The organism is Pseudoalteromonas sp. APC 3355 (assembly GCF_030407615.1).
GTDB lineage: Bacteria > Pseudomonadota > Gammaproteobacteria > Enterobacterales > Alteromonadaceae > Pseudoalteromonas > Pseudoalteromonas distincta.
In genome coordinates this window covers 1-14,159 of sequence record NZ_JASDDB010000002.1, presented here as the reverse complement: position 1 = coordinate 14,159, position 14,159 = coordinate 1, and the positions used below count along the sequence as shown (strand labels likewise).

The 14,159-nt window shown below is 38.6% G+C and carries 16 protein-coding genes; 6 read left to right on the top strand and 10 right to left on the bottom strand.

Annotated features, from left to right (window positions below):
* Positions 1–33 precede the first annotated feature (33 nt).
* Positions 34–441, top strand: a complete 408-nt coding sequence (locus QMA08_RS03285) for a protein disulfide oxidoreductase (protein ID WP_239022708.1) — start codon at positions 34–36, stop codon at positions 439–441.
* A gap of 158 nt (positions 442–599) precedes the next feature.
* On the opposite strand, the gene QMA08_RS03280 is transcribed toward QMA08_RS03285, so the two are convergent.
* Together QMA08_RS03280 and QMA08_RS03275 are read right to left on the bottom strand one after the other, a co-directional pair.
* Positions 600–2,777: a YgiQ family radical SAM protein gene (locus tag QMA08_RS03280; RefSeq protein WP_290173700.1), complete on the bottom strand. Its 2,178-nt coding sequence runs from the start codon at positions 2,775–2,777 to the stop codon at positions 600–602.
* Positions 2,778–2,908: 131 nt separating this feature from the next.
* Positions 2,909–5,098, bottom strand: a complete 2,190-nt coding sequence (locus QMA08_RS03275) for an EAL domain-containing protein (protein WP_290173699.1) — start codon at positions 5,096–5,098, stop codon at positions 2,909–2,911.
* A 111-nt stretch (positions 5,099–5,209) separates the two neighbouring features.
* On the opposite strand from QMA08_RS03275, the gene QMA08_RS03270 reads away from it, so the two are divergent.
* Both QMA08_RS03270 and QMA08_RS03265 read left to right on the top strand, forming a co-directional pair.
* On the top strand, positions 5,210–5,791 hold the full coding sequence (locus QMA08_RS03270; protein ID WP_080945049.1) for an SRPBCC family protein: 582 nt from the start codon (positions 5,210–5,212) through the stop codon (positions 5,789–5,791).
* Complete coding sequence (locus QMA08_RS03265) at positions 5,760–6,647, top strand: TIGR03899 family protein (protein WP_039485422.1); 888 nt, start codon at positions 5,760–5,762, stop codon at positions 6,645–6,647. Before QMA08_RS03270 ends, QMA08_RS03265 begins: the two co-directional genes overlap by 32 nt.
* 33 nt (positions 6,648–6,680) lie before the next feature.
* Here QMA08_RS03265 and QMA08_RS03260 read toward each other — a convergent pair whose 3' ends face one another.
* The 8 genes from QMA08_RS03260 to QMA08_RS03225 all read right to left on the bottom strand — a co-directional run bounded on the left by QMA08_RS03260 (position 6,681) and on the right by QMA08_RS03225 (position 12,352).
* On the bottom strand, positions 6,681–7,448 hold the full coding sequence (locus tag QMA08_RS03260) for a TIGR04219 family outer membrane beta-barrel protein (RefSeq protein ID WP_182747521.1): 768 nt from the start codon (positions 7,446–7,448) through the stop codon (positions 6,681–6,683).
* A gap of 3 nt (positions 7,449–7,451) precedes the next feature.
* Positions 7,452–8,438, bottom strand: coding sequence for a DUF2333 family protein (locus tag QMA08_RS03255; RefSeq protein ID WP_193225859.1), 987 nt, complete (start codon positions 8,436–8,438; stop codon positions 7,452–7,454).
* A gap of 8 nt (positions 8,439–8,446) precedes the next feature.
* A complete protein-coding gene (locus tag QMA08_RS03250; RefSeq protein WP_084324646.1) occupies positions 8,447–8,959 on the bottom strand; it encodes a copper chaperone PCu(A)C in 513 nt (170 codons plus the stop codon).
* A gap of 76 nt (positions 8,960–9,035) precedes the next feature.
* On the bottom strand, positions 9,036–9,362 hold the full coding sequence (locus tag QMA08_RS03245) for a hypothetical protein (protein ID WP_024595804.1): 327 nt from the start codon (positions 9,360–9,362) through the stop codon (positions 9,036–9,038).
* Positions 9,363–9,534: 172 nt separating this feature from the next.
* Complete coding sequence (locus QMA08_RS03240; protein ID WP_149602125.1) at positions 9,535–9,741, bottom strand: PspC domain-containing protein; 207 nt, start codon at positions 9,739–9,741, stop codon at positions 9,535–9,537.
* Between the two features lie 9 nt (positions 9,742–9,750).
* On the bottom strand, positions 9,751–10,431 hold the full coding sequence (locus QMA08_RS03235) for a PspA/IM30 family protein (protein WP_290173698.1): 681 nt from the start codon (positions 10,429–10,431) through the stop codon (positions 9,751–9,753).
* A 244-nt stretch (positions 10,432–10,675) separates the two neighbouring features.
* A complete protein-coding gene (gene dusA, locus QMA08_RS03230) occupies positions 10,676–11,608 on the bottom strand; it encodes a tRNA dihydrouridine(20/20a) synthase DusA (protein ID WP_290173980.1) in 933 nt (310 codons plus the stop codon).
* 123 nt (positions 11,609–11,731) lie between these two features.
* Positions 11,732–12,352 (bottom strand): MarC family protein, encoded by a 621-nt coding sequence (locus QMA08_RS03225; protein ID WP_002957920.1) that lies wholly within the window; start codon positions 12,350–12,352, stop codon positions 11,732–11,734.
* Between the two features lie 95 nt (positions 12,353–12,447).
* Here QMA08_RS03225 and QMA08_RS03220 point away from each other — a divergent pair, with 95 nt between their 5' ends.
* From QMA08_RS03220 to QMA08_RS03210, 3 genes are all read left to right on the top strand, one after another.
* Entirely contained in the window at positions 12,448–12,885 is a 438-nt protein-coding gene (locus QMA08_RS03220) for a transcriptional repressor (protein ID WP_002957918.1), read from the top strand.
* A gap of 75 nt (positions 12,886–12,960) precedes the next feature.
* A complete protein-coding gene (locus tag QMA08_RS03215) occupies positions 12,961–13,428 on the top strand; it encodes a chemotaxis protein CheX (RefSeq protein WP_024595807.1) in 468 nt (155 codons plus the stop codon).
* A complete protein-coding gene (locus tag QMA08_RS03210; RefSeq protein ID WP_138488530.1) occupies positions 13,425–13,853 on the top strand; it encodes a secondary thiamine-phosphate synthase enzyme YjbQ in 429 nt (142 codons plus the stop codon). Before QMA08_RS03215 ends, QMA08_RS03210 begins: the two co-directional genes overlap by 4 nt.
* The last annotated feature ends 306 nt before the right edge of the window (positions 13,854–14,159 follow it).

The following is a 14,159-nucleotide window of genomic DNA, read 5'->3' as shown; positions in this document are numbered from 1 at the left end:
TATACCGCCGTCAATTGGTGGCGGCAACCTGTCATGCCAGCAAATCCTCAATTACAATTAATCGATTATAAAGGGCAAAACATTGATTTAGCAGCAATGAGCCAAGATAAACCCACGCTTGTGTATTTTTGGGGAACTTGGTGCCCTATTTGTAGTATTACCTCCCCTGCCATAAACGAACTCGCAAACGAGAATAAATACCCCGTTGTGAGCATCGCGATAAAATCAGGCTCTGATCAAGAGCTGCATGATTATTTAAATGAGCAAGGCTACAGCTTCAGTACTGTTAACGATCAACACGGGGAGATATTTTCCGATTGGCAGGGACAAGTCACGCCATCTTATATAATCTTAAAAGATAATAAAATGACGCAAGGACTCACCGGCATTCAGCCGTTATGGTCACTTAAATTGCGTTTGTGGTTATCATCAATGCTTTAAAAAAGCTAAACTTAGCACAGGATATCTAAAGAGAGGGGCTCTAAAACCTCACCCTTTATCACCTACAATAATATAGATAATAAAGAGCAAGGCTTACTTAATTTGCGCATGAAAAAGCGCGTACCGCAATTAAACTTATCTATTAGCAAATAAAATTACTAACGTGTGCTTTGACGATTACCGCCCACTTTTGGCTTAGTGTTTGCCTTTTTAAATTGGCTAAAACCGCTATGTCGCGTTAGTGCCGGACGCCCACTTTTTTTACCACCTTTACCTGCTTTTTCATCGCGCCCTTCTTCTGGCACTAAACAGTTAGGCCCTTTACCAATTAAATTAGCTTTACCCATTTTACGTAGAGCTTCACGTATCATTGGCCAACCAGCTGCATCGTGGTAGCGTAAAATAGCTTTATGTAATCTACGTTGGCGTGCGCCTTTAGGTACTGGAACAACTTCTGAGTTGTTTTTTATATTACGTAAAGAGTTCATCTCTGTATGGTAAATAGTTGTCGCATTAGCCATAGGTGATGGGTAAAAATTTTGTACCTGATCAAGCTTAAAGTCGTTTGATTTAAGCCATAAAGCCATGTTTACCATGTCTTCATCTTTTGTACCTGGGTGAGCAGATATAAAGTAAGGTATTAAATACTGCTTTTTACCGGCTTCTTTAGAGTACTTATCAAATAGTTCTTTAAATTGATCGTACGCTCCCATACCTGGTTTCATCATTTTTGATAATGGACCATCCTCTGTATGCTCTGGCGCTATTTTTAAGTAACCGCCTACATGATGCGTTACTAATTCTTTAACGTAACGCGGGTCGCGTACAGCTAAATCGTAACGTACACCTGAAGCAATCAATACCTTTTTAATACCCTTAACTTCACGTGCTTTTTTATATAAATCTATTGTTGGCGTATGATCTGTATCCATGTGTTTACAAATATCTGGATACACACATGATAAGCGTCTACAGGTACTCTCGGCCTTTTTACTAGTACAGCGCAGCTTATACATATTCGCCGTTGGGCCACCTAAATCAGAAATAACACCAGTAAAGCCGGGGACTTTATCTCTAATTTGTTCAATTTCTTCAATAATAGATTCTTGCGAACGACTTTGAATAATGCGCCCCTCATGCTCTGTAATTGAGCAAAACGAACAACCACCAAAACAGCCACGCATAATATTAACTGACGTTTTAATCATATCGTAAGCAGGGATTTTAGCATCACCATAACTTGGGTGAGGAATACGCTGATATGGCAAACCAAATACAGCATCCATTTCATGTGTTTCTAATGGATAAGCTGGCGGGTTTACCCAAATAGAGCGATCGCCATGTCGTTGGTAAAGCGCCCTTGCACAACCAGGATTTGTTTCTTGATGTAAAATTCGCGAGGCATGGGCGTATAAAGGTTTGTTAACACTTACTTGCTCATAAGCAGGTAACTTAACATAAGTTTTTTCCCACGGCTTAGGACGTGCAGGCTGAACCATGATTGGTTTTGCCGCTTCTGCTTTTAAATCAATACCGGCTTGTTTAAATTCTGATTTACTACAGCCAACATCATCCGCGCCATATGGGTTTGGAATAGGGTCGATTTTACCAATTTTATCAATAGCGGTAGAATCACTGCCACGCCAACCAGGTAGAGGCTCTTTTCGAATAACAGCCGTGCCGCGAATATCCTGAATCGTATCCATCGTTTCACCCGCCGCAATACGGTGTGCAACTTCAACTAGCGGGCGCTCTGCGTTACCGTAAATTAAAATATCGGCTTTTGCATCAAACAAAATACTACGGCGTACTTTTTCCTGCCAATAGTCGTAATGAGCAATACGGCGAAGGCTGGCTTCAATACCGCCAATAACAATTGGGATACCTTTGTATGCTTCACGGCATTTTTGCGAGTAAATCATCACGGCGCGATCTGGGCGCTTACCGCCAACGTTATTAGGCGTGTAAGCATCATCGTGGCGCATGCGCTTTTCCGCTGTATAGCGGTTGATCATCGAATCCATGTTGCCGGCTGTTACACCAAAAAATAAATTCGGTCTGCCAAGTTCCATAAATGCATCTTTAGAGTCCCATGCCGGTTGGGCAATAATCCCCACTCTAAAGCCTTGCGCTTCAAGTACACGGCCAATTACCGCCATCCCAAAACTAGGATGATCAACATACGCATCACCACTAATTATTATTATGTCGCAACTATCCCAGCCAAGTGCATCCATTTCTTCACGTGTAGTTGGTAAAAATGGCGCGGTGCCATAACATTCAGCCCAGTATTTAGGGTATGAAAATAAGGCGCGCTTAGCTTTGAGTGTGCTCATAATTGTGGCCGTAGAATAACAAAAGGCGCGAATTATACCCTACTAAATTCTTTATATATACAAAGTAGTCAAAGCATATCGCGCTTTAAATTCTAAATCGTTCATTAGCTTAAATAATAAGTTAATCTTTTTTAGCGTTTATTTATAAATTCTATCAATTCATGCTCAGGCATGGGTTTAGCATACATAAAACCTTGTACCTCATCACAGCCTAAGTTTTTTAAGAACTGGGCTTGTTCTTGTGTTTCAACGCCTTCAGCAATCGTTTTTAAACCCAACTTAGCACCAAGAGAAATAACTAAGGCAGCAATAGCGCCAGTGTCATCATTTGGCAGATCTTTAATAAATGCACGATCTATTTTCAATCTATCCAAGGGTAAACTTTGTATATAACTAAGCGATGAAAAGCCAGTCCCAAAGTCATCAATAGCAACTTCCATCCCTAGCTCTTGAAGCTCTCTAAGTGTATTAATAACAGTTTCGAGTTCATCCATTACTACGCTTTCAGTGACTTCTAATTCTATGTTTTTTGGCTTAACACCATATTTTAATAATGTATTTTTAACGTTTTGAGCATAACCTTTTACTTTAAACTGCGGAACAGACACATTAACCGCAATACAAATTTCGGTACCCATATTTTCTAGGCGCTTTTGTTGTTGGCAAGCTTGCTCTAAAACCCACTGCCCTATATCAACAATCAAACCCGCATCTTCTGCAAGTGGAACAAATACCGCTGGCGATATATATGATCCATTACCAGTGGGCCACCTAAGTAATGCCTCACACCCAATTAAAGACAAGTCATCTAATGAAAGTTGAGGTTGATACCATACCTCTAACTTGTTTCGAGCAAAATCATGGCGTAATTGTCTAATAATTCCTATGCGCCAAGCCATTTTATCTTGCATGTCTACACTGTAATAAATTCCCTCTTTGTGTTTTGTTTTTTTAGCTTGATTAAGTGCAATATAAGCAACTTTAAGTGTATCAATCCCGCTACTTTGAAAGTCTTGCTGTTGGCATAAACCCAATCTAAAATCGATAGGCAATGTATGCTCTTCTGCGCAAAATGGTACACCTAACTGCTCATTCAATTTTTTTAGGTCGAGTTCATCTTGACGAATAATAAAACCAAAAACATCAGCACCAATACGAGATAATAATTTAGCTGTTGGGTAGTTTTCTTTTAACCTTTGCACAATGCCAATTAATACTTTATTGCCGACCTCTTGCCCTAAGCCGTTATTAATATCAGCAAAATTAACTATATCAAGTAGTACAAATACATAATCATTCACGTGCGGCTTTTGATAACGCCCTACCCGTTCAATAAAGTTGGTACGATTTGAAATACCTGTAAGCACATCTTTATAAGCTGCATCTCTTAACTTTACAAACAGCCTTATATTATCGAGGGCCACACTCACATTTGTTAAGAAGATTTCAGCAAACTGCAATTGTGCTTGCAAAGGAACATGGTCACATTCTATATATAAAGCCGCTTTTCTATGCTTACTTTTTAATACAAATGTTGCACTTGAGTCTGTATGTTGATGCTTTGATAAATCAAAACACGACTCGACTTGTTTAAATACTTTGCTATCAACATTAATTAATTTTTCACCAAAGTAGTTTTCGTAATGCCCACAACCACCTAAGACTTGAATAAAGTCATCGCCATCTAATTTGCTGCACACAAGCCCTCGAGGTGAACACTTTAAAATAATACTCATGTGCTTGATGATTTCTTTGCATAGTTGCTTAATATCAGTAAGCCCTAAAATAGACTTTGATGCAGAAACAATCGTGTTCATTGCATCACTTTGATATTCAAGCTGGCATACCTGCTCGTAAGAGCGAATAGCGGTTATGAGCGATGTTACTAATTTAGAGCGAGTGAGTTCTGTTTTAGTTTTATAATCATTTATGTCGTACTCACGTATTACTTTTTCCTCTGGTGTATTACCAGCTTGCCCTGTTCTTAAAATAATTCTTACATGTTGATTATTTAATTCGTCACGCACCCTTTTTACAACCTGCAAGCCAGCATCGTCAGTTTCCATAACAACGTCTAAAAAAATAACTGAAATATTGTTATTTTTAGCTAAAATCTCTATTGCTTCAGCTCCCGAATAGGCATCATGAAATCGCAAGCCTGCCCCCCAAAACTCAACCCCAGACAAAGCCAACTTTGTTACAGAGTGGATCTCAGGTTCGTCATCAACAATTAAAATATCCCAAAACTTAGTCGGCTCAATTACTGCATCATCTTCATAGTCTTGTTCAAAAAATAAAAAATCGTTTTGATCTGACGACATTCGCTCTCCTAGGTAGCAATTTATAAATTATTTTTGGTTTATAATCTAATTCATACTATAGTCGATTAATAAAAAGTTGTTGTATTTCAACTCAAAAAACTAATAAAAGGTGTGCTTATTAAACCATTAAAAATATTAATCAAAGGCGTACTGTTATTGTTATTGGTATTAGTGCTGGTAGGGCTGATACTTCCCCAAAGTTATAATGTAAATAAAACAATAGAAATCAATGCAAATATTGACGCAGTAAAACCGCTTATTACTGACTTTAATCAATGGCAAAAATGGTCTCCATGGGAAAAAGTAGACCCCAGTATACGTTTTACCTTGGGCGAACCAAGCTCTGGCCTGGGTGCTCATCAGTCTTGGAAGGGCAAATGGGGGTATGGTGAAATGATCATAACTTCGGTGAGTCAAAATAAGGTCAGCTTTAATATACTTTTAAATGCTGAGCATATTATTAGGGGGACTTTTAATTTTAGTGAGCAAAACGGTATCGTCACTTTAATATGTAAGATTAACGGACAAACAACCGCCCCTTTAATATCGGGTTACACCGCAATTTTGAGCGAATATGTGCTCCGTAATACAGTTTCAATGGGGTTAAATAACCTTAAAACTGTTGCTCAGCTTAGTCATTCACAAAGGACAATGCACAGCCATGCCAGTCAAGACAGCACAAGCGAGAATTAACCTTGCTAACATTATCGAATCCTTACTTGGTTACCCTATAACAAAAATAGGCAGTAACGGAATACTGCCTACCCCCGAACAAAATTACGATATTAAAGGCCAAGTTAAGCCGCTTTATCATATCAACAGTGAAAACTCTGTTTTAGCTCGTGCCCAAAAGCGCCAAGATTTACTACTAATAAAACAACAACAAAATATAGAGTCAATTTTAGCAATGGCTATGGGGTTTTGCCCCGATGTAGCAAGTACTAAACAACCTGATGCTGACTGGGTAGAGCATTTTATCGCACTGTGCGAAGATACTTCAAATGCGTCAATGCAAACTTTATGGGCCAAAATTTTAACGGGAGAAACACTCAACCCTGGTACGTTTTCAATTAAAAGCCTGCAAACGTTAAAGCATATGACACAGCGAGAAGCTGACTCTTTGCAAAAATGTGTGTCGCTCTCAGGCTATAACGAAAAAGACGACAGCCACTTTATATTACTCGGCTTTTACAAAAAACCGTCATTGTTTGATTTGCTACGAAAAGGCAATAAAGTGTCTCTAAATTTAGGTAAAACAGGTATTAGTTTTCCTGATATTTTAACACTTATGGATCTTAATTTACTGTATAGAAAAGAAATTGAATCTGCAGTGCTTAAAGCGGGACAAGAACTTACCCTTTCATTTTTATCGCAAAAAGTAACGTTAAAAGCAAAAAGCAGTGATTTGGTATTAAGCTATTATAAATTCACGCAAACAGGTGATGAGTTATCTAAACTCATTAATTTTCCTGTAAATAAAATTTATAAGCAGTTAATTAATAATGCGCTGGAGGGAGAGTTTGATTTAGCGTGGCACGCAATAAAATAATATGCCACGCTTTGTTTAATTAGAAAATACTAATTAAAAGTGAACCTGAATACCCGCAAATGGGCCAGATGCATCAATATCAGTCGTAATATCATCTACATCATCAAGTTCTAATACCATAGAGCGGTAACCTGCTTTAACAGCAACATCTACTGCTAGGTTATCAATAAGTTCCCACGCTACACCTACTTGGTAATCTTGTACTTTGCTATCGTCAATAGCCAAAAAGCTACCTTCAAAAAATACACTTAAACCAGTAAATGGTAAGCCTGCTTCGGCACGGCCATATGCAAGAGGAACAAAACCAGAGAAGTCTTTTGTTTCAGTTTGAGAAAGCTTTTCTTCAGGATCATAGCTTACTGTAATTTCACCGTCGAACTGCTTAACATTTAAACCTAAATCAATAGAAACTAAATCATTATCGAAAATTTCATAATAAAGAATATAATCAATGTGCGATAAATCACTAACAGTATTTACTTTTCTGTTTGTATCGAAGGTACTGCCATTAAAGCTAAACGTATCGCCAATAACCGCATCACCATCAAGTTCAAGCTCTGTATATTTTAGCTTAATGTTTGGAACTAGCGGCACTGGGTGCTCAAGTGCTGCGTAATAGCTTACAAATGTTTCATCCTCAAAATCAAAACCTTGAGATGCTTTATCTTTATAAGAAAATTGACCATCGTTATCTGACTTCCACCCATCAACACCTACATATAAACCTAGTAGAGTGTCAGCTTGCGCTGCCGGTGCTAAACATGCCATTGAAAGGGCTGCTGCTAAACAATACTTTTTCATTTTTTATCCTTGAGCTAGTAGTTCGCTGAGTTCGATTAAAGCCGCATTGGCTCTAGAAATATAATTTGCCATAACTAAAGAATGGTTTGCCACATAGCCAAAACCATTGCCGTTTAAAATAAGTGGGCTCCATACTGTTTCTTGAGTCGCCTCAAGTTCACGTATGATTTGTTGTAAGCTTACACGTGCATTTTTCTTTTCAAGCACGTCATTAAAGTCATACTCTATCGCTTGTAAAAAATGCAGTAATGCCCAAGTTGCACCCCGCGACTCGTAAAACACATCGTCAATTTCTAACCACGGTGTTCTTACTTGCTGCTGCAGTGGCGCAAGAGTTGCTTGTTTATTAGATGAATTACCCGCTAAGTCGGTGTTCACTTTTTCTTGGCCTACACTGGCACTTAAACGTTGGCTTAAGCTACCTAAACGTTTTTCAGCTTCTTTAAGCCAACTACGTAAGTTATCTGCTCGTGCGTAAAATTGGCTATCGCGCTCATGCTCATTAGCAATTTGTCCACGATATACCATTAAGTAGTCAATACCTTTTTGGTACTCACCTTCGGCACTTGGCCATGCCCATGCCTCAGAGCTTATATTAAACTGCGGCTGCGCCTTTTTAAGGGCTTCATGTTCCGTTGATTGTGATTGAGAACGGCTAAAATCTTTTCGCATAGAAAGCGATAAATCACGTACCATTTCTAGTGCGCCATATTCCCACGCTGGCATATCATCCATAATAATACTTGGTGGTATTACATCATTTGATAAGTAGCCACCCGGTTTTTCTAGTAAGGTATTGGCTACCGTAATTAATGTAGAAGTAGTTACATAACCCGTTACTATTTTTTCATTACGAAGCTGCGCTTGCTCTTTCGCGTTTGCAACAACGTCAAAACGCGAAGGTTCTGTGCTCCAATAAACAGCAATTGCGTAAAAAATGATAAGCAGTAAAACAATTATTCCTGCTATTTTTCCTTTATGTTGCGACATGTGTACTCCTAATGATGAGCGTGTTGAGTAGATGGTTTTGACTGCTTAGCTTGCGCTTCAAGCGACACTACTTGAGCATTAGTAAATAAGCGATTACCGTCACTAAAATATAGTGTGAGTTTACGTTCTTGTCCTACTTTTAATGGCTCTTGTGGTTCAAATGCCATTAAATGATAACCGCCAGGTTGAAAGCTGACACTTTCGTGCGCCTTAATTTCAACCGATTCAACTTGTTGCATTTTCATCATGCCGTCTACATGTGAATGCTCGTGTATTTCAACACGCCCTAAGCCATCAATAGTTGCCTTAGTTAAAGTTGCTGCGGCACCACTGTGATTAATAAGGGTTAAATAACCTACAGTTGAAGTACTGCCAGGTAAAAACTCTCTAACTTGCGCGTTAGTTACTTCGAGCACAGCCACATCAGAACCATGATCGTGCCCTGAGTGCGCCGCCAACGATGACGAAAAAAAACTAAATATTAATGCAGAAGCCATCGAAAAACATAGTTTCGTCATCATTCTTATCCTTATGAAAACTTTAAATTACAGGCTAAATTTAACATAGTTAACCTATAATAGTCAGTCAAATTAAGGATTAAGAGGCTACTTTTTTGTTATCGGCAACAAGCCAACACAACACTGCAACAAATAGTAACGGCCATGCAATCATTATAGATCCGAATAAAAGCGCTAAAACAGTCCCTGCTAATGCCACTACACCCGCACCAACTAATCCCATAGTAATTAAAGCCACTACCGCAACTACAGCAATAATTGCGGCTAAAGCACCTACAAGCTCGAGCCCAGCCCAACTAATATCAGCAATCCATAACGGCAACTGCCAAGAATCAATCTGCACAAACGTTATTAAATCAGTAAACAGTAATAAATAGATAAATACACATACTGCCAAAGCTTTCATAGTAATTCTCCTTATACCAACCGGCTTATATATGAGGCCTATTTAACGATAAGAAAATTGCGCTATAACTAGGCAAAAATTTTTATACTTAGCTGTTCTAAATTAAAATTTTTAATAACGTTATAGGGTGATTTAATTCGTTAAATTGTTCAAATATTTATGCCTGTTGCTATTAATACTCTTTATTTTCAAGACAGCAATGCGCTATAAAATAACCAAGTGCAATTGCAAACGGAAAACTCAAAAATAATAAAATAGTAACTAGGCGGGTTGCCCAAACCGGAAAGTCCAATCTATGGGCTAAACCACTACAAACACCCGATATTTTTTTATTCAGAGTATCTTTATACCAACCTTGTTGACGATTAAAGCTGTTCATAGCAATCTCCTAAGCAGTGTGTTTTAAATTAGTATTTAAGTTCGCCTTTAAGCGAGCCAACTCAGCATCAATTTTTTCATTTTTAACTAACGACTCAATTTGGGCACTGGTAGAGCTTGCTGTATCAGTCAGCTCATAAGCCTCTACTTGAGCTTCAATACCTTCAACACGCTGCTCTATTTGTTCAAAACGAGACAACGCATGAGCTACTTTATCGCTTTGTAGTTGCGTACTGATTCGCCCTCTAGCAATAGCAACATTATGGCGTTGCATTAACTGAGCTTGCTTAGTTTTAGCCATAGCCATTTTTTGCTGCAAGCGTTCACAATCAGACTTAATTTTTGCAATAGACTTTTGCAATATTTCTAGTTGAGTTTGCTTATTTTCAATGCTTTCGTTAACGCGTTGCTTCTCAAGTAAAGCTGATTTAGCAAGGTCATCACTGCCCTTCTCAACCGCACGTTCTGCTTTCATTTGCCAAGCTGCTAATTCTGTTTTTTTAGTATCAATTTGGCGATTAATTACTTTCTCTTCACACAATAAAGCGGCTGCTGTACTACGACACTCATTCAATGCATCTTGCATCTCGGTAAGCATTAGGTTTAAAAGTTTTTCTGGATCTTCTGCTTTATCAAGCATGGCGACAATGTTTGATTGAATTACATCATTTACGCGGTTAAATATTCCCATGGTATTCTCCTGTTGATTTTTAATTAATTTCAACAAGAAGATTCCAAGAGTTGTGCCAAGTCCATCAAAAATAAAATAAAGCATTTAAAATCATAATGGTAAATAACAACCACTCTAAATTTTAGTGACTTTAAGCTGAACAACATAGAGTGTAATTAGCCAATAAATTATGATTTTGACTAATTTTTAGGATCAAAAAAGCCACTCGAAAGTGGCTTAAATTTAGAATTTTTCAAGCTTAGTTTTATTCTGGTACAAAGCTTAATGCTTTATCCATTACCGATAAATCAGCTTGCTTACCGTGACCACTTTCAGAAAGGTGGCGTCTAAAACCTCGCGCACCAGGCTGCCCCTGAAAAATACCGAGCATGTGACGTGCAATATGCCAAAAATTAGCACCCAAACGCATTTCTTCTTCAATGTAGTCATACATTGAACGCACTACATCGTGGCGTGACTGCGTATTTGCAGCATCACCATAAATTTTCTCATCAACCTCATTGAGCATAAATGGGTTGCTATAAGCCTCACGCCCAATCATTACGCCATCAATATGTTGCAAATGTTCTAGGCTCTGCTCAATTGTTTTAACACCGCCATTTAGGCTTAAATCTAGCTGCGGATAATCTTTTTTAAGTTGATAAACACGTGGGTAATCAAGCGGTGGAACTTCACGATTTTCTTTCGGGCTTAAACCATTAAGCCATGCTTTACGAGCATGAATAATAAAATCATCACACCCTACTTTATGAGACGCTTCAATAAGCGCACATAAAAACTCATACGAATCTTGCTCATCAATACCAATACGCGTTTTAACGGTAACAGGAATGCTTACTTCGTTTTTCATTGCTGCAACACACTCAGCAACTAATTGAGGTTCAGCCATTAAACATGCGCCAAATTGGCCATTTTGAACTCTGTCTGACGGGCAACCTACATTTAAATTTATTTCGTCATAGCCACGCTCACCTGCGAGCTTTGCACATTGCGCAAGCGCTTTAGGATCTGAGCCACCAAGTTGCAGTGCAACTGGGCCTTCGTGTTTATTAAAATGTAAGTAGTCGCCGCGACCAAATAAAATAGCCCCTGTGGTTATCATTTCAGTATAAAGCACAGTATGTTTAGTCATTTTGCGATGAAAAGTACGACAATGGCGATCAGTCCAATCAAGCATGGGGGCCACAGAAAAGCGTCTATCCAAAGTACATTTATTCAAAGCAAACCTCAGGGTATTAAAGTTATTAAGCACAGCTTAAAAGGCGCTGCATTTTACACAAAAGCCTAGCGAGCATCAATGTTAAGAGAAAACCTGCAAGCCAAAATAATGGGCTATGCCATTTAAAATATTGGTAACCGCAACCGAGCTTAAAATAAGCCCCATAATTCTACTTATTATACTTGCACCACTATCACCAATTAATTTATGTACATGTGTTGCAAGCAGTAACAAAACCAGTACAACCGCTAATACAGCAAGCATCATCGAAGACGTTAGTAACTGCTCAACCCAGGTATATTCTTCATTACGAGTCATTAATACGGCGCCTAACATAGCGCCAGGGCTCGCAATAGAGGGAATCGCAAGCGGAAAAATAGCGGTTTCAGTGCTGTCGCGTACACTTTTAATTTCGGCTTCCGGTTTACTTTCACCAAATATCATTGAGAGCGCAAAAATAAGTAATATGATACCGCCAGCTATTTGAAAAGCCGAAAGCGGAATTTCAATTGCGTTAAGTAATTGCTCACCTGCAAGTACAAAAAATAAGAGCACTAATGCAGATACGCCTACCGCTTTATATATAACTTTACGTTTAAATTTCTCATCATCACCACGTGTGACTGCAATAAATACAGGTACAGTACCAATGGGGTCAATAACCGCAAAAAAGAAAATAAATATAGCTAATAGTTCGTGCATTACTGGGTTTCCTAGGTAAAAAGCGCTTAATAAAAACGCTGCAACTACAACACAGTATGTTAGTATATCACGGTAGCATAAGGATAAGAGTAATGATGAATATAGAATCACTCGTAAGTAAAGCAAAACAAGTTTGTGACAACCGTGGCGCGCGTTTTACGCCTATCCGCGAGAAAGTATTTCGCCTATTAGCCAGCGCACAAGGTGGTGTTGGTGCATACGATTTGCTTGAGCAATTAAAAATAACTGAAACGGGTGCTAAACCTGCAACTATTTATCGTGCATTAGACTTTTTAGCTGAGCTAGGTTTTATTCATAAAATTGAAAGCACAAATGCATTTATGCTGTGTCATCATTTTGATCATATACACCCAGTACAATTGTTAATTTGCGATACCTGTGGTTTTGTCAAAGAATTACACTCGAGTGTAATTTCGCATGAGCTAAATAATTTAGCTGCCGAAGGTGGCTTTGTTGTATCAGGGCAAACAATAGAAGCACATGGTAAATGTGAATCTTGCAGAGCATCATAATCCTTCAAAGTTATCCTTAGTGACTATACTCAAACTATATAGTCATTTCACAGAACAAATTTAAGAGTAGCCACTATGAATGTAGAATTCATCAATCCCTTTTTATCTTCTTTAATTAATGTTTTGAGCACTATGGCTCAAACTCAATTGAAGCCAGGTAAACCTCGCATTAAAACTGATGAGATAGCCTGTGGTGATGTATCAGGTTTGATTGGGATGGTTGGCCCGCAAACGCGAGGATCATTTTCAATTACATTCGACGAAGAATTAGCACTCACCATCATGGAGCGTATGCTTGGCGAACGCCCTGATGCTATAGATGAAGAAGTTACCGATATGGTTGGCGAAATAACCAACATGGTGACCGGTGGTGCTAAAAATTTACTTGGCGAGAAAGGCTTCGACTTTGATATGGCAACGCCTATTGTGGTATCTGGTAAGGGTCATACAATTACTCACAAAAGCCAAGGTAAAAAAATCATCATGCCATTTAGCTGTGATGCTGGTAATGCAAACATTGAAGTTAGTTTCGATAAATTATGAGTTGGCAGCAAAAGCAAATTACATTAAAGCCTCGCCCGCGAGGTTTTCATATAATAGATGACGAAATATTGTCTCAGCTTCCAGAACTGGCGAGTTACAAAATAGGCTTGTTGCACTTATTTATTCAGCATACCTCAGCGAGCCTTACAATAAACGAAAATGCAGACCCCACTGTTCGTATGGACATGGAGAGCCATTTCAATAAATTCGTTCCTGAGCGTCAACCTTATTATCGCCACGATTATGAAGGTGACGACGACATGCCTGCACACATAAAAACCAGCACGTTAGGCTGCGAGTTAAATATTCCTATTTCAAATGGTTATTTAGCGTTAGGTACATGGCAAGGTATTTATTTAGGTGAACATCGCGATTCTGGTGGCTCTAGACGAGTTATAGCAACTATTCAAGGGGAGCTATTTTAATAAAAGCTCTCGGTTTCAAAGTATTGACTCTTTACCTCACTCATACCTCATAACTTCAAAGTACAACACCTTTATTGTAGGCGTATAGCTCGCGCGAGAAACCATAGCTTCTAACAACCAAAACTTTAATGCTGAATATTGCACAAAGAATAAAGTAGATAAGAGAGATTTTAAATTATAATTTTATTTATGATTTTTAATACAGAGAATTTTGAAAGGATATAAAAAGATTGGAGCGGTACACGAGGCTCGAACTCGTGACCTCGACCTTGGCAAGGTCGCGCTCTACCAACTGAGCTAGTACCG